At 65.9% G+C, this 23,295-nt stretch carries 25 protein-coding genes; 14 read left to right on the top strand and 11 right to left on the bottom strand.

The window, feature by feature from the left end:
• Position 1: 1 nt before the first annotated feature.
• From AC1D09_RS21795 to ruvA, 5 genes are read right to left on the bottom strand one after another with little or no spacing between them, the layout of a single operon-like run.
• Positions 2–472, bottom strand: coding sequence for an energy transducer TonB family protein (locus AC1D09_RS21795; RefSeq protein ID WP_477662402.1), 471 nt, complete (start codon positions 470–472; stop codon positions 2–4).
• A gap of 44 nt (positions 473–516) precedes the next feature.
• Positions 517–1,344, bottom strand: a complete 828-nt coding sequence (locus AC1D09_RS21790; protein WP_477662401.1) for a hypothetical protein — start codon at positions 1,342–1,344, stop codon at positions 517–519.
• A gap of 2 nt (positions 1,345–1,346) precedes the next feature.
• On the bottom strand, positions 1,347–2,414 hold the full coding sequence (ruvB, locus tag AC1D09_RS21785) for a Holliday junction branch migration DNA helicase RuvB (protein ID WP_477662400.1): 1,068 nt from the start codon (positions 2,412–2,414) through the stop codon (positions 1,347–1,349).
• A 4-nt stretch (positions 2,415–2,418) separates the two neighbouring features.
• Positions 2,419–3,234 carry a lysozyme inhibitor LprI family protein gene (locus AC1D09_RS21780; RefSeq protein WP_477662399.1) on the bottom strand — a complete coding sequence of 272 codons (816 nt, stop codon included), beginning with the start codon at positions 3,232–3,234 and terminating at the stop codon, positions 2,419–2,421.
• On the bottom strand, positions 3,231–3,803 hold the full coding sequence (gene ruvA / locus AC1D09_RS21775; RefSeq protein WP_007867616.1) for a Holliday junction branch migration protein RuvA: 573 nt from the start codon (positions 3,801–3,803) through the stop codon (positions 3,231–3,233). Before ruvA ends, AC1D09_RS21780 begins: the two co-directional genes overlap by 4 nt.
• Positions 3,804–3,959: 156 nt before the next feature.
• Between ruvA and AC1D09_RS21770 the strand changes: the two genes are divergently transcribed.
• From AC1D09_RS21770 to ybeY, 8 genes are all read left to right on the top strand, one after another.
• Entirely contained in the window at positions 3,960–4,598 is a 639-nt protein-coding gene (locus AC1D09_RS21770) for a CDP-alcohol phosphatidyltransferase family protein (protein ID WP_477662398.1), read from the top strand.
• Complete coding sequence (locus tag AC1D09_RS21765; protein ID WP_477662397.1) at positions 4,599–6,359, top strand: bifunctional alpha/beta hydrolase/class I SAM-dependent methyltransferase; 1,761 nt, start codon at positions 4,599–4,601, stop codon at positions 6,357–6,359.
• Positions 6,356–7,681 carry a phosphatase PAP2/dual specificity phosphatase family protein gene (locus tag AC1D09_RS21760; RefSeq protein WP_477662396.1) on the top strand — a complete coding sequence of 442 codons (1,326 nt, stop codon included), beginning with the start codon at positions 6,356–6,358 and terminating at the stop codon, positions 7,679–7,681. Before AC1D09_RS21765 ends, AC1D09_RS21760 begins: the two co-directional genes overlap by 4 nt.
• A complete protein-coding gene (locus AC1D09_RS21755) occupies positions 7,678–8,112 on the top strand; it encodes a hypothetical protein (protein ID WP_477662395.1) in 435 nt (144 codons plus the stop codon). The genes AC1D09_RS21760 and AC1D09_RS21755 overlap by 4 nt, the downstream gene beginning before the upstream one ends.
• Positions 8,113–8,143: 31 nt before the next feature.
• Entirely contained in the window at positions 8,144–8,824 is a 681-nt protein-coding gene (locus AC1D09_RS21750) for a lysophospholipid acyltransferase family protein (protein ID WP_477662394.1), read from the top strand.
• Complete coding sequence (locus tag AC1D09_RS21745; RefSeq protein ID WP_477662393.1) at positions 8,821–9,774, top strand: phosphatidate cytidylyltransferase; 954 nt, start codon at positions 8,821–8,823, stop codon at positions 9,772–9,774. The genes AC1D09_RS21750 and AC1D09_RS21745 overlap by 4 nt, the downstream gene beginning before the upstream one ends.
• A gap of 131 nt (positions 9,775–9,905) precedes the next feature.
• Entirely contained in the window at positions 9,906–10,919 is a 1,014-nt protein-coding gene (locus tag AC1D09_RS21740; RefSeq protein ID WP_477701225.1) for a PhoH family protein, read from the top strand.
• Positions 10,909–11,364, top strand: a complete 456-nt coding sequence (gene ybeY / locus AC1D09_RS21735; RefSeq protein WP_074579527.1) for an rRNA maturation RNase YbeY — start codon at positions 10,909–10,911, stop codon at positions 11,362–11,364. The genes AC1D09_RS21740 and ybeY overlap by 11 nt, the downstream gene beginning before the upstream one ends.
• A 14-nt stretch (positions 11,365–11,378) precedes the next feature.
• Here the strand turns inward: ybeY and AC1D09_RS21730 are convergent, their stop codons facing one another.
• The 4 genes from AC1D09_RS21730 to AC1D09_RS21715 all read right to left on the bottom strand — a co-directional run bounded on the left by AC1D09_RS21730 (position 11,379) and on the right by AC1D09_RS21715 (position 14,331).
• Positions 11,379–12,059 carry a hypothetical protein gene (locus tag AC1D09_RS21730; protein ID WP_477662391.1) on the bottom strand — a complete coding sequence of 227 codons (681 nt, stop codon included), beginning with the start codon at positions 12,057–12,059 and terminating at the stop codon, positions 11,379–11,381.
• Between the two features lie 90 nt (positions 12,060–12,149).
• Positions 12,150–12,599, bottom strand: a complete 450-nt coding sequence (dtd, locus tag AC1D09_RS21725) for a D-aminoacyl-tRNA deacylase (RefSeq protein ID WP_477662390.1) — start codon at positions 12,597–12,599, stop codon at positions 12,150–12,152.
• Positions 12,599–13,351, bottom strand: a complete 753-nt coding sequence (locus AC1D09_RS21720; RefSeq protein WP_477662389.1) for a molybdate ABC transporter substrate-binding protein — start codon at positions 13,349–13,351, stop codon at positions 12,599–12,601. The genes dtd and AC1D09_RS21720 overlap by 1 nt, the downstream gene beginning before the upstream one ends.
• 65 nt (positions 13,352–13,416) lie before the next feature.
• Entirely contained in the window at positions 13,417–14,331 is a 915-nt protein-coding gene (locus tag AC1D09_RS21715; protein ID WP_477662388.1) for a cation diffusion facilitator family transporter, read from the bottom strand.
• A 137-nt stretch (positions 14,332–14,468) separates the two neighbouring features.
• Here AC1D09_RS21715 and AC1D09_RS21710 point away from each other — a divergent pair, with 137 nt between their 5' ends.
• The 3 genes from AC1D09_RS21710 to AC1D09_RS21700 all read left to right on the top strand — a co-directional run bounded on the left by AC1D09_RS21710 (position 14,469) and on the right by AC1D09_RS21700 (position 16,099).
• Positions 14,469–14,870, top strand: a complete 402-nt coding sequence (locus tag AC1D09_RS21710) for a cupin domain-containing protein (protein ID WP_477662387.1) — start codon at positions 14,469–14,471, stop codon at positions 14,868–14,870.
• Between the two features lie 81 nt (positions 14,871–14,951).
• Positions 14,952–15,488, top strand: a complete 537-nt coding sequence (locus AC1D09_RS21705) for a FecR family protein (RefSeq protein WP_477662386.1) — start codon at positions 14,952–14,954, stop codon at positions 15,486–15,488.
• Positions 15,485–16,099 carry an OmpA family protein gene (locus tag AC1D09_RS21700; RefSeq protein ID WP_477662385.1) on the top strand — a complete coding sequence of 205 codons (615 nt, stop codon included), beginning with the start codon at positions 15,485–15,487 and terminating at the stop codon, positions 16,097–16,099. The genes AC1D09_RS21705 and AC1D09_RS21700 overlap by 4 nt, the downstream gene beginning before the upstream one ends.
• Positions 16,100–16,116: 17 nt before the next feature.
• On the opposite strand, the gene tyrS is transcribed toward AC1D09_RS21700, so the two are convergent.
• On the bottom strand, positions 16,117–17,349 hold the full coding sequence (tyrS, locus tag AC1D09_RS21695) for a tyrosine--tRNA ligase (RefSeq protein ID WP_477662384.1): 1,233 nt from the start codon (positions 17,347–17,349) through the stop codon (positions 16,117–16,119).
• Between the two features lie 225 nt (positions 17,350–17,574).
• Between tyrS and AC1D09_RS21690 the strand changes: the two genes are divergently transcribed.
• Together AC1D09_RS21690 and AC1D09_RS21685 are read left to right on the top strand one after the other, a co-directional pair.
• Positions 17,575–18,939, top strand: a complete 1,365-nt coding sequence (locus AC1D09_RS21690; protein WP_477662383.1) for a peptidoglycan DD-metalloendopeptidase family protein — start codon at positions 17,575–17,577, stop codon at positions 18,937–18,939.
• A 23-nt stretch (positions 18,940–18,962) separates the two neighbouring features.
• On the top strand, positions 18,963–20,099 hold the full coding sequence (locus AC1D09_RS21685) for an anhydro-N-acetylmuramic acid kinase (RefSeq protein ID WP_477662382.1): 1,137 nt from the start codon (positions 18,963–18,965) through the stop codon (positions 20,097–20,099).
• Between the two features lie 3 nt (positions 20,100–20,102).
• Here AC1D09_RS21685 and AC1D09_RS21680 read toward each other — a convergent pair whose 3' ends face one another.
• Complete coding sequence (locus AC1D09_RS21680; RefSeq protein ID WP_477662381.1) at positions 20,103–22,217, bottom strand: lytic transglycosylase domain-containing protein; 2,115 nt, start codon at positions 22,215–22,217, stop codon at positions 20,103–20,105.
• Between the two features lie 10 nt (positions 22,218–22,227).
• Here AC1D09_RS21680 and AC1D09_RS21675 point away from each other — a divergent pair, with 10 nt between their 5' ends.
• Positions 22,228–22,866 (top strand): 5-formyltetrahydrofolate cyclo-ligase, encoded by a 639-nt coding sequence (locus tag AC1D09_RS21675; RefSeq protein WP_477701224.1) that lies wholly within the window; start codon positions 22,228–22,230, stop codon positions 22,864–22,866.
• Positions 22,867–23,295 lie beyond the last annotated feature (429 nt).

Genomic DNA, 23,295 nt, shown 5'->3' with positions numbered 1-23,295 from the left:
GCTAGAAGTTCACGCCGTAAACGGCATACATGGGTGCAGCCGCGCCGTTGATGCGCCCGCCGCGGTACTCGGCCTCGCGCGCCGACTGCAGCACCGCCTCATTGAGCTCGGCATGCGTGGACGACAGCACGCGCGCATCGAGCAGCTTGCCCTCGGCATCCAGCAGCGCAATCACCACGACACGGCCATGAATACCCTGCGCGCGATACGCCTGCAGCGCGTCCAGCGCGCCGGGCTTGCGCACGCGCGCGATGGAAATCTTCTGCCCCATGCCGTCGCCGTCCTGCATCTTCGGTGCCTGCGGGTGGTCGGCGTAGAGCTTGCTCATTTGCTTGAACAGCTCGGGGAATTCCGGCAGGCTGGAACTGGCCGCCAGCGGCACGGCCAGGTTGGGCGTGCGCGGCGTGGGCGGGTTGCCGGTGGCCGCGCAAGCCGCCAGCATGCAGGCCAGGCCCAGGAGGACGGCAGACATCCGGCCCGCAAATGCAGAAAAAAGCCTGAAGTTAAACCGTTGCGTCATGATCTCGCGGCCATTGCTTCAGTGTCATGTTCGTGGATGACCAGGGATGTAGACACCATGAGTACTCCATAGGCCAGGCAGGCAAGCGCCCCCAGCCAGGACAAAAAATTCCAGGCGTTGTAGTGGCCCGGATTGGTTTTCAGCTCTTTGGCATAGTCCGGTGACGCGCCGGGCAGGCCACGTGCCGCGCTGTAGTCAAGCGCGGCATCGCCCAGAAAGTAAAACCCCGCAATGCAGGCGACCACGCCAAGGAAAAATATAAAGGCCCTTCGCCACTCGATTTTGAGGAAGAAAAATACCAGCGCAAGACTTACGCCACCCGCGAAAAAAAGCTTTCCCGTCACCTTGGGCGATCCCAGCGGCAGCAGTTGTTGCCATATCCAGGGCAGGGGCGCGAACAGCCATTCGGACGTGGGCGCCAGCCCGCTCCATCGCAGCCTGGCGAGGGCGCCGCCGGACACCTCCGCCAGGACAATGAGGCACAAGCAGGTGGCCACGGCAACGTAGCAGACATGGCGAAATGTCTTGCAGGCGGCCGCCGAGGCGCTCGACCAGTGGCGCTGCACCAGGTGCGTAGCCCATCCCAGTGCCAGGAGAGTGGTCCCGACCGCGCCCAGCCATGCGGCCGCTCCCCGCAGCATGGCGAAGCCCTCCAGCACAAACACCGGCAGGTAGCCGAACAGCACGCCGCTCAAGGCATAGGCCAGCAGGACGGCCACTGTCACGCCCAGCCCCGTTGAATTGAAGAAGCGCTGCTGGACGCTGGCCTTCGTCCAGGCCGCCTTGGGGTCCGCCGCCGCCGACAAGGCCACCCACCGCCCCATGTTCAGGCGTTAAACATGTCGTTGCCGCTGGCCGGTGGCGCCACGCCCAGGTGGCGGTAGGCGGCCAGCGTGGCGATGCGCCCGCGCGGTGTGCGCTGCAGATAGCCCTGCTGGATCAAATAGGGCTCGATCACGTCTTCAATCGTGTCGCGCTCCTCGCCTATGCTGGCGGCGATGTTGTCCAGGCCCACAGGCCCGCCGTCGAAGCGGTGGATCACGGCTTCGAGCAGTTTTCTGTCCATCACGTCAAAACCCTGCGGGTCCACGTCCAGCATGGCCAGCGCCTTGTTGGCGATGTCCAGCGATATGTGGCCGCTGCCCTTGACGTCGGCATAGTCGCGCACGCGGCGCAGCAGGCGGTTGGCGATACGCGGCGTGCCGCGCGAGCGGCGGGCGATCTCAAAGCCGCCGTCCTCGTCGATGGGGGCGTTGAGCAGCTTGGCGCTGCGCCGCACGATGCGGGCCAGTTCGTCGGGCGTGTAAAACTCCAGCCGCGCGACGATGCCGAAGCGGTCGCGCAGCGGGTTGGTCAGCATGCCGGCGCGCGTGGTGGCGCCCACCAGGGTGAAGGGCTGCAGGTCCAGCTTGATGCTGCGCGCCGCCGGGCCTTCGCCGATCATGATGTCGATCTGGTAGTCCTCGAGCGCGGGATAGAGGATTTCCTCCACCACCGGGCTCAGGCGGTGGATTTCGTCGATGAACAGGACGTCGTTTTTTTCGAGGTTGGTCAGCAGCGCCGCGAGGTCCTTGGGTTTTTCAAGCACCGGGCCCGAGGTCTGCCGCAGGTTCACGCCGAGCTCGTGCGCGATGATGTGGGACAGCGTGGTCTTGCCCAGGCCGGGCGGGCCGAACAGCAATACGTGGTCCAGCGCCTCCTGGCGCTTCTTGGCCGCGCCTATGAAGATTTCGAGCTGGTCGCGCACCTTGGTCTGGCCCACGTACTCGTCAAACAGCTTGGGGCGCAGGGCGCGTTCAATGGCCTCCTCGCCGGGCGAGGCCGGCGCGGCGGACATCACGCGCTTGGCGGGCGGGAAGTCGCCGGGGGAGAAGTCGTCAGTTTGAATGCTCATGGTTTTAAATTGGGCAAGAGCCGCTCTTGTCAATTTTTCGACTTAACGCATTGCATAACGCTTTAACTCTTTGCTGATACTTCTCTCGAATGCAGGAGACGTCGGACCGGCATTGGTTTCTGCTCAACAGCCATTTAGCATGGGTCGACCTGGCCTCGCCTGGAATGTCTTCTCCCGCCCCATATTTCTCGTACCAAAGTTCAGCCACCTTGAAATCAAGCTCCGACAAGTTCCAATCCAGGCATATGGATTTTTCAACGAGCGTAGATGTTTTTCGACAATCGAAGGATGGCGAGAACGGTTTTCCTTTGCGCGACTCTATCGAAACTGAATTGATATCCTCGGGGTGACTGCAAACAGTACTGCAATCAGGACCAATTTCCAGCGTATAGGCTTCATTTTTGGCGTCAAGTGGGGGCATTGTCTTTACCAATATTTGACATGCCTTGCCCGGCGGCGCTTTTGCGCTTTCCCCTTCCACCGGGGATACAACGATTGCCGAACCTTTTCGAACACCCATGCCGGTAAAGCCACATTCCAGAAGTCGCGCCCAAGACCGCGAATAGTCCGTGTATTCCAGAGATACGCCATAGGTTTGATCGCCAAACCTTCGAATCAACAACTGGTTGATTGCAGGCTGTCTGCAAGGTTGTTCATGCTCTGCCTCAGGCGGTGAGGTGTATCCACCAAGAAGCACCTGACAGGGGGCAATTTCACGAAGAAGGATGCCATCGGGCGATTGAGCAAAAACCCCGGTCGACGATAAAAACAAATTCGCTGCCAGCAACGTCGAACCAAGAGTCGACAAGAACCGCATCATTTCGCCAATGCCTTCAGCGCCAGCTTGATGCCGTCGCTTACGCCTATGTCCTTAGGCAGGGCTTTGAGCGCCAGCGCCGCGTCACGGTCGCTGTAGCCCAGCGCCACCAGGGCCTGCAGGATGTCGGACTGGGCGTCGTTGGCGACGCTGACCTGCACGCCGATGTCGGCGCCCAGCTTGCCTTTCAATTCGAGCAGCAGGCGTTCGGCGGTTTTTTTGCCGATGCCGGGCACCTTGATGATGCGGCCGGCCTCCTGCTGGGTCACCGCCTGCGAGAGTTCCTCGACGCTCATGCCGCTGAGCACGCTGAGTGCGGTGCGCGGGCCCACGCCGGAAATCTTGATGAGCTGGCGAAAGGCCGCGCGCTCGGTGGCGCTGCCGAAACCGTAGAGGATTTGCGCGTCTTCGCGCACCACGAAGTGCGTCAGCAGGCTGACTTTTTCGCCCAGGCCGGGCAGGTTGTAGAAGGTGCTCATGGGCACCAGCACCTCATAGCCGACGCCGTTGCAGTCCACCAGGATTTCCGGGGGATTTTTTTCGGCCAGCTGGCCTGAGAGTCTTCCAATCATGGGCAAATCTTATCAGTCGTGCCCGGCGCCGTACCAGGCGGCGCTTCACCAGCGAGCAGGCGAGGGCAGAGGGCCCAGGATCGGGCCGGAATTTCAGGATTCCCGTGAAAACGCGGCCCTCTATAGAATCCGACGAAAGAGGGGGAGTCAAAAGAAATGTCGATCTATCGATTGAAGCCGCGTTTCCAGGCCCTGCTCAGGCCGCTGGTGGGCCGGCTGCACGCCTTGGGCGTGACGGCGAACCAGGTCACGCTGGCCGCTTGCGTGATCTCAATGGCCCTGGGCCTGTGGCTGTTCTTCGCGCAGCCTTCAGCAGCCGCTTTCGCCCTGATTGCCGTGTGGATGCTTGTGCGCATGGGCTTCAATGCCATTGACGGCATGCTGGCGCGCGAGCACGGCCAGCAAAGCCCCCTGGGCGCTTTTCTCAACGAATTGACCGACGTTGTGTCGGATGCCGCGCTGTACCTGCCTTTTGCTCTGGTGGCGCCCTTCAGTCCTTTCTGGCTTGGCGCGGTGATCGTGCTGGCCGGCCTCAGCGAATTTGCGGGTGCGCTCGGGCCCACCATAGGCGCATCGCGCCGCTATGACGGTCCCCTTGGCAAAAGCGACCGGGCTTTTGTCTTCGGCGCGCTGGCGCTGTATGTCGCGGCGGGCTGGCCCTTGCCCGCATGGGCCGCCTGGCTGATGCCGCTGCTTGCCGCGCTCATCGCATGGACCATCGTCAACCGGACGCGCCTGGCCGTGGCCGAGGCCAAGGCGCCTGCAATTCACACCCACAACACCTCCAAGGACTGAATGAGCACTTCCCGCACCCCCGACGAACGCCACTTCAGCACGCACGACGGGCAATCCCTGTTTTACCGGCACTGGCCCGCCACGCAGGGCCCGAGGCGTGGCGCCGTCGTGCTGTTCCACCGCGGCCACGAGCACGGCGCGCGCATGGCGCACCTGGTGGATGAACTCCAGCTTCCCGATTTCGACTTTTTCGCCTGGGACGCGCGCGGCCACGGCCGCTCACCGGGCCAGCGCGGCTACAGCCCCAGCTTCGCGACCTCGGTGCGCGACGTGCAGACCTTTATCGACCACATCGGCGAGGCGCACGGCGTGCCGGAGCGCGATATCCACGTCATCGCCCAAAGCGTGGGGGCGGTGCTGATCGCGACCTGGGCGCACGATTACGCGCCCAAGGTTCGCGGCCTGACGCTGGCTTCGCCGGCTTTCAAGGTCAAGCTCTACGTGCCTTTCGCGCGCGCCGGGCTGGCATTGATGCACAAGCTGCGCGGCCTGTTTTTTGTCAACAGCTACGTCAAGGCGAAGTTCCTCACGCACGATCCCGCGCGCATCGCGAGCTACGAAAGCGACCCCCTGATTTCGCGCCCCATCGCGGTCAACATCCTGCTGGACCTGTACGCCACCTCGGACCGCATCGTGGCGGACGCCAACGCCATCACGCAGCCGGTGCAGCTGCTGATCTCCGGCGCCGACTGGGTCGTGCACCACAAGCCCCAGCACCGCTTCTTCGAGCGCCTGGGCAGCGCTGTGAAGACCAGGACCGAGTTGCCCGGGTTTTTTCACGACACGCTCGGCGAAAAGGACCGCGCACCGGCGGTGCTGGGCATACGCAGCTTCATCCTGGAGCGCTTTGGCGCCCCCACACCGGCTGTCGACCTGCGCGAAGCCCACCTGCGCGGTGAAACGGCCGACGAATCGCGCGCGCTGGCAGAGCCGCTCTCACCCTTGTCGCCGCGCGGCGCTTACTGGGCACTGACCCGCGCCGGCCTGCGTCTGGGCGGCCTGCTTTCGCGCGGCGTCAAGCTGGGCCATGACACGGGTTTTGATTCCGGCAGCACGCTGGACTATGTCTACCGCAACCAGCCCGAAGGCGCGGGCCCGCTGGGCCGCAACATCGACAAGACCTACCTCAATTCAATAGGCTGGCGCGGCATCCGCCAGCGCAAGATTCATGTCGAGGAGTTGCTGCGCGAGGCCATGGAGCGCCTGGCCGCGCAGCACCGCGAGGTGCGGCTGATGGACATCGCCGCAGGCCACGGCCGTTATGTGCTGGATGCCGTGTTGTCCAGCCCGGTAAAGCCGGCTTCCATCCTGCTGCGCGATTACAGCGACATCAACGTGCGCGACGGCCGCGCCCTGATCGCGGAAAAAGGACTTGCCGGCGTCGCGCAGTTCGTGCAGGCCGACGCCTTCGACCGCGACAGCCTGGCGGGCGTCGTGCCGCGGCCGACGCTGGCGGTGGTTTCCGGGCTTTATGAGCTCTTTCCCGACAACGCCATGGTGCGCCGCTCGCTCGCCGGTGTCGGCGACGCGGTGCAAGAGGGGGGTTACCTGGTCTACACGGGCCAGCCCTGGCATCCGCAGCTGGAAATGATCGCGCGCGCGCTCACCAGCCACCGCCAGGGCGAAGCCTGGGTCATGCGCCGCCGCACCCAGGCCGAGATGGACCAGCTGGTGGAAGAGGCGGGTTTTCGCAAGATCGCCCAGCGCATCGACGAATGGGGCATCTTCACAGTTTCCCTCGCGGTACGTCGCGGCGCATGACAAGCTGGTTCGCGCGACGGCCCTGGAAGCGCGCGGCCGCGTGGCTGGCGCTGCTGGGGCCGCTGTTTTACGCCGCCTACGGTTTTGCCAACTGGTGGGCCGCCTCCCGCGCGGTGGTGCCGACGCTGGCCTTCGACTGGGAGCGCTCGCTGCCGTTCTGGCCGTGGACCATTTTTCCCTACTGGACGATCAACGTCTTTTACGCGCTGTCGCCGTTCCTGGCGCGCGATCGCCACACCCTGGACCGGCACGGCGCGCGGCTGCTGACCGCGACCTGCCTGGCGGTGGCCTGTTTTGTGTTGTGGCCGCTGCGTTTCAGCTTCGGCCAGCCGGAGGTCAGCGGCGCGCCGGCCTTTCTGTTCAATGCGCTGCGCAGTTTCGACCAGCCTTTTAACCAGGCCCCTTCGCTGCACATTGCGCTGGCCGTCATCCTGTGGGACTGGTACCGCCGCCTGATAACTGCTGCCTGGGCGCGCGCCGTGCTGCACCTGTGGGCCTTTGCGATCTGCGCGTCGGTGCTCACGACCTGGCAGCACCATTTCATCGACATTCCGACCGGCGCGCTGCTCGGGCTGGTCTGCGTGTGGCTGTGGCCGCTTGAACGGGTGGCGTCGGTGCCGCAGGGCTGGCGCCTGGCACGCGAGGGGCGGCGCTGGAAGCTGGCGGGGCTTTACGCCGTGGGGGCGCTGGCTTTCCTGGCTGCGGCGCTTGCCCTTGGCGGCATGGGCCTTTGGCTCACCTGGCCTGCCGCGTCGCTGGCGCTGGTGGCATTGAACTATGCGGGCCTGGGCGCACGCGGCTTCCAGATGGACAGGCGCGGGCGCATGCGCTGGGCCGCGCGCTGGCTGCTGGCGCCCTACCGGCTGGGCGCCGCGGTCAATGCGCGGCTGTGGACGCGCCGGCTGCCGGCATCGGTCGAGGTCGCGCCGGGCTTGCGCTTGGGGCGCATTCCGACCCTCGCCGAATGGGAGGCCGCGGGGCGGCCCCGGCTGGTCAGCCTCAGCGCCGAATTGCAGCTGCCGCCCGTGGAGGGCGCGCGCTGCGTGCCCTTGCTGGACCTGGCTGTGCCGGCGCCGCCGGCCCTGCGACGCGCGGCCGGCGTGATAGACGGCCAGCGCCGCACCGGCAAGGCGGTGTGGGTGTGCTGCGCGCTCGGGTTCTCGCGCAGCGCCGCCGCGGTCATCACCTGGCTGCGCCTGCACGGCACGGCCGCAAGCCTGGTCCAGGCCGAAGGCCTGGTGCGCCAGGCGCGGCCGCAAATCGTGCTGGGCGCGGCATGGCAGCAGGCACTCGACCACGCCACCCGCCGGAGGGCGCCATGAACGATATCGACCGCGCCCTTTGCGCCGCCACGGCCAGGCTGCTGCAGGCCGCCCGCGTGCCGGCCGCATGGGGGCTGGCCCTGAGCGTGGTGGCGATCGCCGTTCTGGCCCTCACCGGGCGCTCCCTGCCCATGCTGTCCGCGCTGGCCTTTGGCGCTGTGGCCATGGCCGGCGTGCTGGAACGTTATTTCGCTTTCCGCCTGCATTTCGACGCGGGTTTGTTCAAAGACCTGGCCGGCGGCGCCGTTGCCTCGCTGGGCGATCTGGACGGCGCGCTGCAACGGCTGGGCTTGCGCCCGGCCACCGGCCAGCCGCGTGCGCTGGAGAGCCGTGTGGCGGGCGCGCGCCGGCTGCTGCGAAGCCACGGCATCGCCGTGGCCTGCCAGAGCGGCCTGTTCCTGCTGGCGTTGCTGACGCAGGACCTGCGCTGAACGCGCATCTCCTTTGAAAGGACTTGTTTTCATGAGTAGATCCCCTCAAAGCGGCCTGGGCCTGGCGGCGGCCGCATCCGCCTGGCTGATTGTGCTGGCGGCCCGGCTGCTGACCGGCGTGCGCGGCATCTGGAGCGGCACGACGCCCAAGGCTGAACAGACGCTTTATTTTGCCAACCACACCAGCCATGGCGACTTCGTGCTGCTGTGGGCCACGCTTCCGGCGGACCTGCGCGCCATCACGCGGCCGGTGGCGGGCCAGGATTACTGGGAGGCCTCGTCGCTGCGGCGCTTTATCGGCAATGACGTGTTCAACGCGCTGATGATCCGGCGCGATGGCGCCGCCGGCCAGCCCGGCTCCGACCCCGTCGGGCAGATGACCGAAGCGCTGCTCGCCGGGGACTCGCTGATCATGTTTCCCGAAGGCACGCGCAACACCGGTGACGATGTGCTGCTGCCGCTCAAAAGCGGGCTCTACCACCTGACGCGCGCCTGCCCGCAGGTGCGGCTGGTGCCGGTCTGGATAGAAAACTTGAAGCGCGTGCTGCCCAAGGGCACCCTGGTGCCCATTCCGCTGGCTTGCACCGTGCGCTACGGCGCGCCCATAGCGCTCGCCGAGGGTGAGGATAAAAATACCTTTATCGCGCGTGCGCGCAAGGCCATGCTGGACCTGCGGCCGGAATACGACCGGGCGGAGGACGCGGCGCCATGAACATCTCCCCCTCTACCCAAACCACGCTGATGCTTTTCGGCGGTGTCTTCGGCGTGCTGCTGCTGGCTTCCGGCATAGGCGCGCTGCTCAAGTGGCGCGTCGCGCGCGGCCAGCCGCACCCGGTGATCGACAACCTCAACTCGCGCGTGAACGCCTGGTGGGTGATGATAGGTGTCATCGGCCTGTCTTTCGCCTGCGGCAGGAACGGCGTGATCGTGCTGTTCTACCTGATCTCCTTCTACGCGCTGCGCGAATTCATGAGCCTGGCCTACACGCGGCGCGGCGACCACCATGCGATCGCGGTCGCGTTCTTCATCGCGCTGCCCGTGCAGTACTTCCTGATCTGGATCGACTGGTACGGGCTGTACTCCATCTTCATCCCGGTCTATGCCTTCCTGGTGCTGCCCATTCTTGCCGCGGTGGGTGGCGACACCAAGCGTTTTCTGGAACGCACCTCGAAAGTGCAGTGGGGCCTGATGGTCTGCGTGTTCTGCATCAGCCATGTGCCGGCGCTGCTCACGCTGCAAATCCCGGGGTTTGAAGGGCGCAACCTGCTCCTGATCGCCTTTCTGGTGATCGTGGTCCAGGGCAGCGACGTGCTGCAGTACGTCTGGGGCAAACTTTTCGGCAAGCGCAAGGTGGCGCCCGAGCTGTCGCCGTCAAAAACCTGGGAGGGCCTGGTCGGAGGTGTTGCCAGCGCCACCGCCCTGGGGGCGGCGCTTTACTGGACGACGCCTTTTAACCCCGGGCAGGCGGCGCTGATGGCGCTCACCATCTGCATGATGGGATTTTTCGGCGGCCTGGTGATGTCGGCCATCAAACGCGACCGCGGCGTGAAAGACTGGGGCACCATGATCGAAGGCCATGGCGGCATGCTGGACAGGCTGGATTCGGTGGTGTTCGCGGCGCCCATCTACTTCCACGCGCTGCGCTATTGGTGGGTGCCGTAAAGGCAGCCCCGCGCCGCCCGTCCGGGGGGCAAACCCGGCGGGCCCCGCGGCCTTGATATTGGAGAGACAATCACCCATCTGCCTGTATCCAGCCGGCCAGGCCAGGTGCAACCCTCCCGGAAAGCCCGCCCTTGATCCTTCGCCACACCTTCACGCCGCCCAACAACACCCGCATGGGCCATTTGTGCGGGCCCATGGACAGCCATATCCGCACCATAGAGGCGGCGCTGGACGTCACGATCGCGCACCGCTTTGAGCAGTTCAAGATCGACGGCACCAAGGTCAAGGCGACCTTGGCCCTGGAAGTGCTGCAGGCCCTGTACGAAATCGCCCAGCGGCCCATAGAACCCGAAACCGTGCAGCTGATGCTGGCGGGCGACACGGCCCTGAGCACCGCGCCCGACGGCGGCATCACGCTGTCGACCCGGCGCGCCGACCTGCGCGCCCGCACCAACAACCAGGGCACCTATCTGGAAAACATCGCCACGCACGACATCACCTTCGGCATAGGACCGGCCGGCACCGGCAAGACCTACCTGGCCGTGGCCTGTGCGGTCGATGCGCTGGAGCGCAGCACCGTGCAGCGCATCGTGCTGACGCGTCCCGCGGTTGAAGCCGGCGAGCGACTGGGGTTCTTGCCGGGCGACCTGAGCCAGAAGGTGGACCCTTACCTGCGCCCGCTGTACGACGCGCTGCACGAGCTGATGGGTTTTGAGCGCGTGCAAAAGGCTTTTGAGCGCCAGCAGATCGAGATCGCGCCGCTGGCCTTCATGCGCGGCCGCACGCTGAACCACGCCTTTGTCATTCTCGACGAGGCGCAAAACACCACGCCCGAGCAGATGAAGATGTTCCTCACACGCATAGGCTTCGGCAGCAAGGCGGTGGTGACGGGCGACGTGAGCCAGGTGGACTTGCCGCGCACGCAGCTCAGCGGCCTGGTGGACGCCGAGCGCGTGCTCAAGCGCATCAAGGGCATTGCCATTACCCGCTTGACCAGTTCCGACGTGGTACGCCACCCGTTGGTGGCGCGCATCGTTGACGCGTATGACAAATCCCCCAGCCTGGTTGCACCGGTTGAGGAGGCCGCCGAACCGGCCGCCGCGCCGGCCCGCCGCGCCAGCGCAAGGAGCCGCAATGGCTCTTAAGCAACTCAGCCTGTCGCTGCAGTTTGGCGACCTTCAGAACGCCGCGCGCCACCGCGCGGCCCTGCCGCGCCACAGCGTGGCCCGCTGGATACGCCACGCGCTCGCGCATGACGGCGAGATCACCGTGCGCATCGTCGATGCCGAGGAAGGCCGGGCGCTGAACCGCGACTACCGCCGGCGCGACTATGCCACCAATGTGCTGACCTTCGACTACACGCAGGAGCCTGTGGTCACTGCCGACCTGGTGCTGTGCGCGCCCGTGGTGGCCCAGGAAGCGAAAGACAACAAAAAGACGCTGCAGGCCCACTACGCCCATATGCTGGTGCATGGCACCTTGCATGCCCAGGGCTGGGACCATGAAACCGGCGAGCAGGACGCCGAAGCCATGGAGGCGGAGGAAATCCGCATCCTGGCGGGCCTGGGTTTTAAAAACCCCTACCGCTGAATGTCCGGGCCCCCTCAGGACTTCCACTTGTCCAGGTAGGCCGCGTAGCCGGCGCGCCAGGACGGTGTGCCGAAGACGCCGCTGCTCTGGTGCACCACGGAAATCGGCCAGGTGCCCATGCTGAGCCCCAGCTTTTCGGCCTCACGGCAAAAATCGAGGTCGTAAAAATGGAAGTTGAAACGCTCGTCAAAGCGCAGGCCTTTGTCGATCAGCAGCTGGCTCTCGCAGGCCAGCCACAAACCATCCAGCAGCTTGACCGGCACACCTGACGGGCCAAAGACGCTGAGGTTGGAGGAGGGGAAGCCATCACCGTGGCCCACCACACCGCTCAGGTTTTCGCGAGCATCCCAGGTGAGGTTTTCATCAATAAAGGCCCAAGCCGGCTGGCGCGGCACGCGGCGCAAATTGCCGGCCAGGCCGACGATGTTGTATTTCTGGATGCCTTCCCGCAAACGGTCGGCCCAGAAAAAGTCGCAGAGGTGCAAGTCGTCATGGCAAAAAACCAGCAAGGCCGGCTGCGTGCGCGCTTCCTCGATGGCCTGGTTGTAGACGGAGGGCAGGCCGGCGGTATTGCTTTCAAACACCCGCACCTGGATGCCGCCCAGCGGGTAATAGAGGGCCAGTGAGCGGCCCAGCGCGGTTTCGGTGAAGAAATTGTCAAAACTGGAGCGCGTGGCGACGACAAAACGGATCATGGGTAGCCTAAAGAGTGTGCAATGCCGAGCCGACAGCGATACATTGCCCGCCGCCGACTCACCTGCCGGTTTATACCTCAGCCGCGCTCATCAGCTTGCCGGGTCAATCCGCAGCGGGATGGTCACCGGCCCGTCATTGACCAGATGCACCTTCATGTCGGCGGCAAACCGCCCGGTTTGCACCTGCGGATGCAGTGCTCGAGCCTGGGCCACAAAATAGTCGTAGAGCCGGCGGCCTTCGTCGGGCGCCGCCGCGCCGGTGAAGCTGGGCCGGTTGCCGCCCGAGGTATCGGCGGCCAGCGTGAACTGGCTGACGACGAGCAGGCCGCCCTGGACGTCCTGCACCGACAGGTTCATCTTGCCCGCCTCGTCGGAAAAGATGCGCAGCTTGAGTATCTTGGCCAGCAGCTTGTCGGCCTGCGCTTCGCTATCGCCGCGCTCGGCGCACACCAGCACCAGCAGCCCGGGCCCGATCTGCCCGGCGGTCTCGCCCTCGATCACCACGCGGGCCTCGGCCACACGCTGCAGCAGCGCCTTCATCAGTCGGCCACGCCGGCGGCGACGAACAGCGGCTTGCCCACCGGCCCCGCGAGAAAACTCACGAACTGCTGGGCCAGTTCCTGCTGCTTGCCGGAGGCCAGCGGCGCGGCGGTGTAAGCGGTGTAGTTCTGCACCTCGGCCGGCACCGGACCGACGAATTTCAGGCCCTTGCCCCGGTAGAGCAGGATTTCGGTGATCGCGCCGAAGCCGATTTCCTGGCCCTTGCCCTTGATGACGTGTTCCATCACGGCGGCGCCGTCGGGGTAGCGCGTGGTTTTGCCCTCTACCTGCGCATAGACGTCCATCTTCTTGAGCAGGCCTTCAAGGTACAGGCCGGTGGAGGCGCGGTTGAACACCAGCGAGTCGGCGGCCAGCACCGAGCGCTTGAGCGCCTCGGCGCTGCTGATGTCAGGCGCGGCCGCGCCTTCACGCACGGCCACGCCCATGCCGACACGGCCGACGTTGGCGCGTGTTTCGGCCAGCTTGCTGGCCGACGCGAATTCGCCGATCACGGCGGGCGGCGCGATCACCACGTCGAAAGCCGGGTTGGACTCCATGCGCTTTTTCAGCTCGGGCGCGGTGTTGAAGCTGATTTTCACGCCGTGGCCGGTCTGTTTTTCAAACGCGGCGGCCGCGGCCTTCAGGCCCGGCTCGATGGCGCCGGCGCTGAGGACCGCGATGTCCGCCGCATGCGCCGTGAAGGCCAACAGCGCGCAGGCAAGGGCCTGGACGGGAAGCAAGATGCGTTTCATGGAAGCTCCTGGGCGAAAAAGGGCTGGGAAATTATCGGGGGAGTATCGAAAAAAGAGGTCGGCCTTCAGATGAGGTCGGCCTCGTCGTCAAAGTGGGCTTCCACATCGCTGGGCAGCAGCTGGATGGTGGCGCGCAGGCCGGGCACGGCGCTCATCAGGGCCTGCTCGACGCTGGCGCGCACCGCCGCGGCCCGCCCCAGCGACCAGCTGGCCGGCATGTGCATGTGCAGGTCGACAAAGCGCCGCTGGCCGGCGCGGCGCGTGCTGAGGTGGTCAAAGCGGATGGTGGGATGGCCGAAGTCTTGCAGCACTTTCTGGATCTCGGCCATCACCTCAGGCTCCACGGCCTCGTCCATCAGGCCTTGCGAGGAGCGCCACACCAGCTGGCAGCCTTCCCACAGGATGTTGAGGGCTACCCCTATGGCCACCACGGCGTCCAGCCAGAGCCAGCCCGTCGCGATCACCGCGCCTATGCCGACCACCACGCCCGCCGAGGTCCAGACGTCGGTCACCAGGTGTTTGGCGTCGGCCTCCAGCGCGATCGAGCGGTGCGCGCTGGCCACGCGGAACATGACCCAGGCCAGCAGGCCGTTGAGGGCCGAGCTGCCCACCGCCAGCGCCAGGCCCCAGCCCATTTTTTCGAGCGGCTGCGGGTTCAGGATGCGATGGGCCGCGGCCCAGATGATGGCCGCCGCCGCGCCTATGATCAGCGCGCCTTCAAAGCCGGAGGAAAAATACTCGGCCTTGTGGTGGCCGTAGGGGTGGTCGTCGTCGGCGGGCCGCTGCGCGATGGTGACCATGGCCAGGCCGAACAGCGCGCTGGCCAGGTTGACGAAAGACTCCATCGCATCCGACAGCAGCCCCACCGAGCCGGTGATGTACCAGGCCGTGGTCTTCAGCGCGATGGTGAGCACCGCGACGGCCACCGAGGCCAGCAGCATGCGCTGCGGCGTCAGGGCCTGGAAGGTGGTTGCGTTCATGGCGCTATTGTGTACGACGGTGATGGCGCCAAGGGTTGTTCCCAAGGCCGGCGCCCGGCGCGGCCGCTAGCATGGGTGCGCGCCGCAATCGCTGCGCGTGATCACAAACACAATCAACCGCTCCTGAGGAAACACCCATGAAACTCCAGAAACGCAAAGTCGCCCTGGTGCTGGGCACCGTGCTGGCCGTGTCGGCCGGCGCCCTGTTCGCGCAGGCCTCGGGCCTGACGCGCACGCTTGTCGGCAAGGCGGACGTGTCCGTGCCCGGGCGCGAGGCCGTGGTGGCCCGCGTCGACGTGGCGCCCGGCGCCAAGGCCGGCCGCCACACCCATCCCGGCGATGAAATCAGCTATGTGCTCGAAGGCGAGGCCACCTTGCTGATCGACGGCCAGCCGCCGCGCCAGGTCAAGGCGGGCGAGTCCTTCGTCATTCCGGCCGGCGTGGTGCACGATGCCCACAACACCACCAATGCGCCCATCAAACTGGTCGGCGTTTACGTTGTCGAAAAAGGCAAGCCGCTGGCCTCGCCGGCACCCTGAACCCGCGCGGCGGGCTGCACCGCCTGCGCGCTGCAAGCTCCGGTCGCCGATGCGACAATAGCCGCCGGAGTAAAAACAACAATGTCCTATCCGCATCTGATCGCAGCCACCGCGCTGGCGCTGGCTGCGGCCGGCGCGCATGCGCAGGCCCCGTCGACCAACACCCCACCTCCCGTCCCCGAAGCCCCAGGCATTGCGGCCGCGCCGGCCGCCCCTGTTGAAGCCGCCACCCGGCAAGCCGGCTTCCTCAAGACCCTCAAAGGCGGCGTTCAGTTGCAGGAAGCACCAGGCGCCGCGACGCGAGCGGCGCAGGCCGGCGATGCGCTGCTGCCCGGCGGGCGCATCACGACAGGCCCCGACTCCGCCGCCAGCCTGGTGCTGCGCGACGGCAGCACGCTGGTGCTCGGGCCGTCCTCACAAATGGAGCTCAAGGCCTTCAGCTTTGACGCCACCACCCATGAAGGCAATTTGCTGGCCTCGCTGCTCAAGGGCTCGCTGCGCATGATCACCGGCCTGCTCGGCAAGTCGCACCCGGAAGCGGTGCGCATCGAAACGCAATTTGCTTTTGTCGGCGTGCGCGGGACGGACTTCATCGTGCAGGCGGACGAGCAGCCATGAGCTGCCGTCCATGCCTTTTGATCCCCGTCACGCTGGCCTGGCTGCTGGCGGCCTGTTCGGTCCCCAGTACCCGTGTGGTGCTGCTGCCGCAGGAAGGCGGTGCACCGTCCGCCGTGGTGGTGCGCGCCAGGGCCGGTGCCGTCGCCGAGACCACCGTGTCCCAGCCCTACCAGCGCGCCACCGCGGCATCGGGTGCCGCCGGTGCGCCGCGGCTGGACCAGGCCGACCCGGCCAAGGTGCAGGCCGAGCACCGCTCGTTGTTCGAGATGGCGCCGCCCAAGCCGCAGCGCTACACGCTGTATTTCGATGCCGGCGGCACGGTGCTCACGGCCGAATCGCAAGCGGTGCTGGAGCAGGTGCTGGCCGCGGCGCTGGCCCGCAGCGGCGGCGACATGGTGATCACCGGCCACACTGACACCGTGGGCTCGGGCGCCAGCAACGACGCCCTCTCGGCCCAGCGCGCGCAGCAGGTGCGCCAGATGCTGGCCGAACGCCAGTTCCCCGCCGCGCGCATCGAGGCCGCGGGCCGGGGCGAGCGCGAGCTTGCCGTGCCGACGGCCGATGAGGTCGACGAGCCGCGCAACCGGCGCGTCACCATCGAGGTTCGTTAAGAAATCAGGAGCGCGGCTTAACCCAGCGTCACGCGCGCGAACTTGCGCTTGCCGACCTGCAGCACATAGGTGCCGGCCGCCAGCTTGAGCGCCTTGTCGCTGACCACGCTGGAGTCCACGCGCACGCCGCCGCCGTCGATCAGGCGCGTGGCTTCGCTGCCCGAAGGTGCCAGGCCGGCAGCCTTGAGCAGCGCGCCTATGCCCATCGGCGCGCCGGTCAGCGACACCTCGGGAATCTCGTCGGGCACGCCGCCCTTGCTGCGGTTGATGAAGTCCTGCTCGGCGGCGTCGGCCGCGGCGGCTGAGTGAAAGCGCGCGGTGATTTCCTTGGCCAGCGCCACCTTGGCGTCCTTGGGGTTGCGCCCGCCTTCCACTTCGGCCTTCAGGGCCGCGATGTCGGCTTCGCTCCTGAAGGACAGCAGCGTGTACCACTTCCACATCAGCACGTCGGAGATTGACAGCACCTTGGCGAACATGGTGTTGGCGTCCTCGCTGATGCCGATGTAGTTGTTCTTGCTCTTGGACATTTTTTCAATGCCGTCCAGGCCCTCGAGCAGCGGCATGGTCAGGATGCACTGCGGCTCCTGGCCATATTCCTGCTGCAGGTGGCGGCCCATCAGGAGGTTGAACTTCTGGTCGGTGCCGCCGAGCTCGAGGTCGCTCTTGAGCGCCACCGAGTCGTAGCCCTGCATCAGCGGGTACAAAAACTCGTGCACGCTGATGGGCGTGCCGGCCTTGAAGCGGTCGTGGAAGTCGTTGCGCTCCATCATGCGGGCCACGGTGTAGCGCGAGGCCAGCTGGATCATGCCGGTGGCGCCCAGCGGCTCGCTCCATTCGCTGTTGTAGCGGATTTCGGTTTTGGCCGGGTCCAGCACCAGGCTGGCCTGGCGGTAGTAAGTCTCGGCATTGGCCTTGATCTGCTCGGGCGTGAGCGGCGGGCGCGTGCTGTTGCGGCCCGAAGGGTCGCCGATCAGGCTGGTGAAATCGCCTATAAGAAAAATGACTGTATGGCCCAAATCCTGGAGCTGACGCATTTTGTTCAGCACCACGGTGTGGCCGACATGAATGTCAGGCGCGGTCGGATCCAGGCCCAGCTTGATGCGCAGCGGAACCCCGGTGGCCTCGGATTTGGCCAGTTTTTGTATCCAATCGTTTTCCGGGATCAGTTCTTCGCAGCCTCTCAGGGTGGTCGCGAGGCCCATCTTTACACGGTCGGTGATGGGGTATTTTGTAACAAGCGCTTGATTCATAAGGGTTTTTCACATGTCGGGGGATTGTCCGACAGATATACTGGCGGCTCTCCTGCATCCAGCGCGCCATTTTAGTTGGCCTGCAAATTGCTGATCAGGAACCACATCGTCTGGATGGCTCAGGCCCCACCCCTTTATCCAGGGCTGGCCATCAAAGCTCTCCATGTTTTATACAGCAGTCCGGCGCTTCGCAGCGTCCGATGCATTTTTGTTGGGAATTTTGTCTTGAAACTGCCAATCCCTTCCCAGATACTGCTTCCCGTCGCCCACAGCCTTCGCCGCCACCCCAAACGTGTTGCCGCCAGCCTCGCAGTCCTGCTGCTGGGTACCGGTGTCACGGCCTTCGGTGTGGCGCCCATGGCGCCCGATGCCGCCGACCTGCCGGTGCGCCAGGTGCTCGAAGCGGTGGAGTCCCTGCCCACGCAGGCCCAGACCGATTCCCTGACCGATTTCCGCTTCAAGCTGTTCCGCACTGAAAGCACGCGCAGCAGCGACACCGCCGACTCCTTGCTCAAACGCCTGAACATCGACGACAGCGCGGCCGCCGCCTTCCTGCGCAGCGACGCCAATGCGCGCCTGCTGCTGTCGGGCCGCGCCGGCAAGAACGTGACGGCCGAAGCCAGCGACAGCCAGCAGTTGCTCAAGCTCAGCATGCGCTGGCCTACCGACGACGAAACGACCTTCAAGCGCCTGGTCATCGAGCGGGGCGCCACCGGCTTTACTTCCCGCGTTGAAACCGCGCCGTACGTCGCCACCGCGCGCCTGTCCAGCGGCAGCATCCAGACCTCGCTGTTCGCCGCCACCGACGATGCCCGCATCCCCGATGGCGTGGCCGTGCAGATCGCCGAAATTTTCTCCAGCGACATCGATTTCCGCCGCGCCCTGCGCAAGGGCGACCGCTTCAACGTGGTCTATGAATCCCTGGAAGCCGACGGCGAGCCGCTGCGCACCGGCCGCGTGCTGTCGGCCGAATTCGTCAATGCCGGCAAGCCCTACCAGGCCATGTGGTTCCAGCCCCCGGGCCTGGACGCCAACGGCGCCGCCCAGAAAGGCGGCTATTACACGCTTGACGGCCAGAGCCTGCGCCGCGCCTACCTGAGCTCGCCGGTCGAGTTCTCGCGCATCAGCAGCGGCTTTTCGATGCGCTTTCACCCCATCCTGCAAAAGTGGCGCGCCCACCTGGGCACCGACTTCGCGTCACCCACCGGCACGCCCGCGCGTACCGTGGGCGACGGCGTGGTCGAGTTCTCGGGCGTGCAGAACGGCTACGGCAACGTGGTCTTCATCCGGCACCGCAACGGCCATGAAACCGTCTATGCCCACCTGAGCAAGCTCATGGTGCAAAAAGGCCAGAACGTGAGCCAGGGCCAGACCATAGGCCTGGTCGGCAGCACCGGCTGGGCCACCGGCCCGCACCTGCATTTCGAATTCCGCGTCAACGGCGTGCACCAGGACCCGATGATGATCGCCAAACAAAGCGAGGCCATCCCGGTCGCCGCGGCTTCCATGCCGCTGTTCAAGCAGCTTGCGGTGGGCGTGAGGACTCAGCTCCTCGCGGCAGCCAGCATCACCCAAACGCGCGCTGAATAACCGGCTTGCGGCAGAATAGCCGCATGCTGGATTACTACATAGGCCTGATGTCAGGCACCTCGCTCGACGGTGCCGACGGCGTTCTGGTGGCGTTTGAGGGCGATAAGCCGAAGGTCCTTGCCGCCGCGACCGAAGCTTTCAGCGCGGCCTTCCACGCCGAACTGCTGGCGCTGAACGCGCCGTCTCACAACGAACTGCACCGCGCCGCCTTGGCCGGCAACCAGATTGCCGCGGTGTATGCCAGGGTCGTGGCCGCGCTGCTGGCCCAGGCCGCGGCGCAAGACATCTCGCCGCTGGACATCCAGGCCATAGGCGCGCACGGCCAGACCGTACGGCACCAGCCGCAAAGAACATCAAGCGAACCCGCGGGCGCGGGCTACACGCTGCAACTCAACAATCCGGCCTTGCTGGCCGAACTCACGGGCATCCGCGTGGCGGCCGATTTTCGCAGCCGCGACGTGGCCGCGGGCGGGCAGGGCGCGCCGCTGGTGCCGGCTTTTCACCAGGGTGTCTTCGGCCGCGAGGATGCCACGGTCTGTGTGCTCAACCTGGGCGGCATTTCCAACCTCAGCGTGCTGCCCAAGGCGGGCGCCTCGCCGGTGCTGGGTTTCGACTGCGGGCCCGGCAATGCGCTGATGGATGCCTGGTGCCGCCGGCATACCGGCCAGGCGTACGACGCCGGCGGCGCCTGGGCGGCCGGCGGCACGCTGCTGCCCGCGTTGCTGGACAGCCTGCTCGATGAACCTTATTTCTCGCAGCCGATTCCCAAAAGCACGGGCCGCGACCTGTTCAGCGAAGCCTGGCTGGCCGGCAAACTCCAGCCTTTTGCCGGCGAGCGGCCCCAGGACATCCAGAACACCCTGACCGAGTTCACCGCCAGGGCCTGCATCCTGGGCGTGAGCGCCTATGGGCAGGGCAGCGAATCGTTAATCGTGTGCGGCGGCGGCGCCTTCAACACCCACCTGCTGGCGCGCCTGCAGGCCGGTTTGCCGGCGCTGCGCGTCAGCACCTCCGACCAGCACGGCTTGCCGCCGTTGCAGGTGGAGGCCGCGGCTTTCGCCTGGCTGGCGCGGCAACTGGTGCTGGGCAAACCGGGCAACCTGCCCAGCGTGACGGGCGCGCGCGGCCTGAGGGTGCTGGGCGCGGTCTACCCCGCCTGAGGTCTAAGGCAAGTCCTTGTAAGGCTCGGGTTGCGCCGCATCGCGCGGCCCCACGGTGCTCAGCCTGGCTTTCAGCGATTGCGGCCGCCCGGTCAGGAGGGCCGCGTAGTTGGTGGTGTTGGACAGCACTTTTTTCACGTAGTCGCGCGTCTCGCTGAAGGGAATGCTCTCGGCCCAGATCGCGGCGTCCAGCACCGGGCCGTTGCGCCAGGTGCGCGGCCGGCCGGGGCCGGCGTTGTAGGCGGCCGCGGCCATGGGCATGGAGCCGTTGAAGTCGTCCAGCGCGAACTTGAGGTAGGCCGTGCCGATCGCGATATTGGTGTCGCGGTCGTTGAGCTGGTCCTGCGAGAAGCCTTCCAGGCCTATCTTTTTGGCGGTCCAGCGCGCCGTGGCGGGCATGACCTGCATCAGGCCCGAGGCACCCACGCCGGAGCGCGCGTCCATGATGAAACGGCTTTCCTGGCGGATCAGGCCGTAGACATAGGCCGGGTCCAGGTTGATGGACTGGGCGCGCTTGGTCACGGTTTCGCGAAAAGGCATGGGATAACGCTGCTCAAAATCGATTTCGCCCTTGGTGCGGTCGCTGGTGTTGATGCAGCGGTCCCAGATCTGGCGGTCGCAGGCGAACTGGGCGGCCGCCAGCAGCTCGCGGTCGGCCATGCCGCCGCGCTGGTGCAGGTTGGTGCTGTAGTTCCACTCGCGCGCGCCTTCGGGGCGCAGGCCTATGGCGATGGCGTAGGCGGCCCGGTTCAGGCCCGGGTTGGTCCGCGCGGCTTCTTTTTCCTCGGGCGTCAGTGGCGCGGGTTTGGCCGGCACGGTGATTTTCTGGCCGAGCTCCTCGAGCGCGAGCTGCTCGTAAAAACCGCGCACCGACGCGAAGGACTGCAGCAAGGCCAGGGCTTCGGCGCGCTGCGGCGAAATCGTGATGCCGGTGGGAATGGTCTGGACCACGCCGGGCGTGGTGGCCACGACGGCGGGCTTGGGCGGCGCGTCGGGCGGCGCGGTGGCCAGCAGCGCGCGCGCCTTCCAGTAACTCCATGTCGGGTCCTTGCGCGCGTCCTCGCTCATGGCGTTGACGGCCGCCAGCACCAGCGGCCAGTTGGGCTGGTTGCCGGCGCGCAGCGCGGCCCGCACTTTCCAGCCGAGCATGTCGTCGCTGAGGTCGCTGTCCTTGGTGACTTTCGCGAAATACTCCAGCGCGTCGCCGGCCGGGGCCGCGCCCAGCCGCGTGGCGGTCTGCCGGCCTATCACGCCCCAGACCCAGTTGCGCTCTTCGGTGTTGAGCTGCATGCCCCATTTGTTTTCAAGCTGGAAGGCCGCGCCCTCGATGTCGCTGATCGCCATCTTGATCAGCGCCAGCGTGATGATCTCGCGCCGCGCCTTGCTCAGCGCGATGTGTTTGCCGGCCAGGAACTTGATGGGGCTGGCGTTGAGGTCGTTGACCATGCCCGCGGCGTCGGGGGCGACGATCTGCACGGCGGCCAATGCCGAGCGCGGGCGATTCGCCTCGGTGGCCAGCCGGGCCTTGACCCAGGCGTCCTGCGGCGTGAGGTTTTTGGTGCCCACCAGACGCTCGGCGGCCGAGTTGCAGCCGTCGTCGGCCTCGCGCTGCGCGTACCAGTTCTTTTTGACCTCCTCGGCCAGGCGCGCATCGGGCGCCGGGTTCTTCAGGTGCTCGACCAGCAGCGCATAGCAGCGCACTTCCTTGTCGTCGTTCATGCGGTAGTTGGGATACTCGGCGGCAAAGCCGGCCCAGTCACGGCGCTGGCCCAGCAGCAGCAGCCAGTCGTTGCGCAGCCGGTCTTCCTGGTAGGTGCCGGCGTAGCGGCTCAAAAAGTCCTGCACCTCCTGCGCGCCGGCTTCGCCCAGGCGCAGCTTGAGATCCCAGTAGGCGGCCCAGGGCTCCAGCGCGTGGCCCCTGGCCTGCGGCAGCAGCTGCGCCAGCCGGGCCCTGTCGCCGCGCTTGAAGGCCTTGTTCATCTCGATGATCACGTTGTCGGCCGCGCTGGCGGGCGCCTGGGCCGCGGCCGGGGCAAGCAGCGCGAAGCAGGCCATCGCGCCTAAAACCGGCGCCAGGGCCGCTGTGCGCAGGGGACTGGTAAGAAATTTGTATAGCATCTGGGACATTATGGACAAATTAAGCACTCGCAAAGCGCTGGTTGAAGCCCGTTTGAACATGCCGGACCGCCTGGAGCGTGCCGACCTGCTGCAGCGTGTGATGCGCATCTGGCTGGTCGGTTCCACCCATGAGGTGATTGGGGCCTATTGGCCCATCAAAGGCGAGTTTGACCCGCTGCCCGCGCTGTACCGCTGGCAGGAAGACGCAATCCTGAGTCAGGATTCTTCGTCAAACCCGGCACTCGCCGAAGTGGAAACCGCCCAGCTCGCCACCGAAAGCATTGCGGCCCGGTCGCCGCGCAAGATAGGCCTGCCGGTGGTCAACAAGCTGCACAAAACCCTGACTTTCCACGCCTGGTACCCCGGCTGCCCGATGGAAGAAGACGCCTACGGCATCCCGAAACCAAAAGATACAGAGGTGATTATTCCCACCCTGCTGTTCGTGCCCTGCGTGGGCTACGGGCCCGGCGGCTACCGGCTGGGTTATGGCGGCGGTTTTTACGACCGCACCCTGGCCACCCTGCAGCCGCGCCCCTTTACCGTGGGGCTGGGCTATGCGCAGGGCTGGCTGCCGGACATGGAGCCGGAGCCGCACGATATCCCGCTGGACGCCATCCTCAATGACAAAGGGGTGGTTTGGCCGGTTTGATTTGGCCGGGTCTTGCTCCGGCCTTGCGCGCTCTTCCTCCTCCTACCTCTTCTTAGTTCAGCTGGCCGGGTCTCGCCCCGGCGGGCGAGGCACTTTTATCGAAACCCGCAAAGCGGGTTTTCTTTGTTCGCCAAAGGCGCGCTACGCGCGCGGGGTTTGCTCACTTCGCGCAGCGAAGTTACGCAAACACCAAAAGTACCCAAAAGAAAGGCGACCCGCAGTCTGGGTCCCTCCGCTTCGCTGCGGGCAACCTGCGGTGCTCGAGTCAAGCGGGGTCTCGCTCGAACTCGCTACGCTGCGCTTCGCTCAGACAATCGCGAGCCCTGATCCGCTTGCCTCTGCGCTCCTCGGCCCAGCCAGGACGGGGCAATCGGGAACCGAATACCGAAATACCAAGAAGACAAATACAAACAAGGACACGCCATGGCG

Source organism: Polaromonas sp. P1_A2 (assembly GCF_056406895.1).
This window is presented reverse-complemented; position numbering and strand designations above follow the sequence as displayed.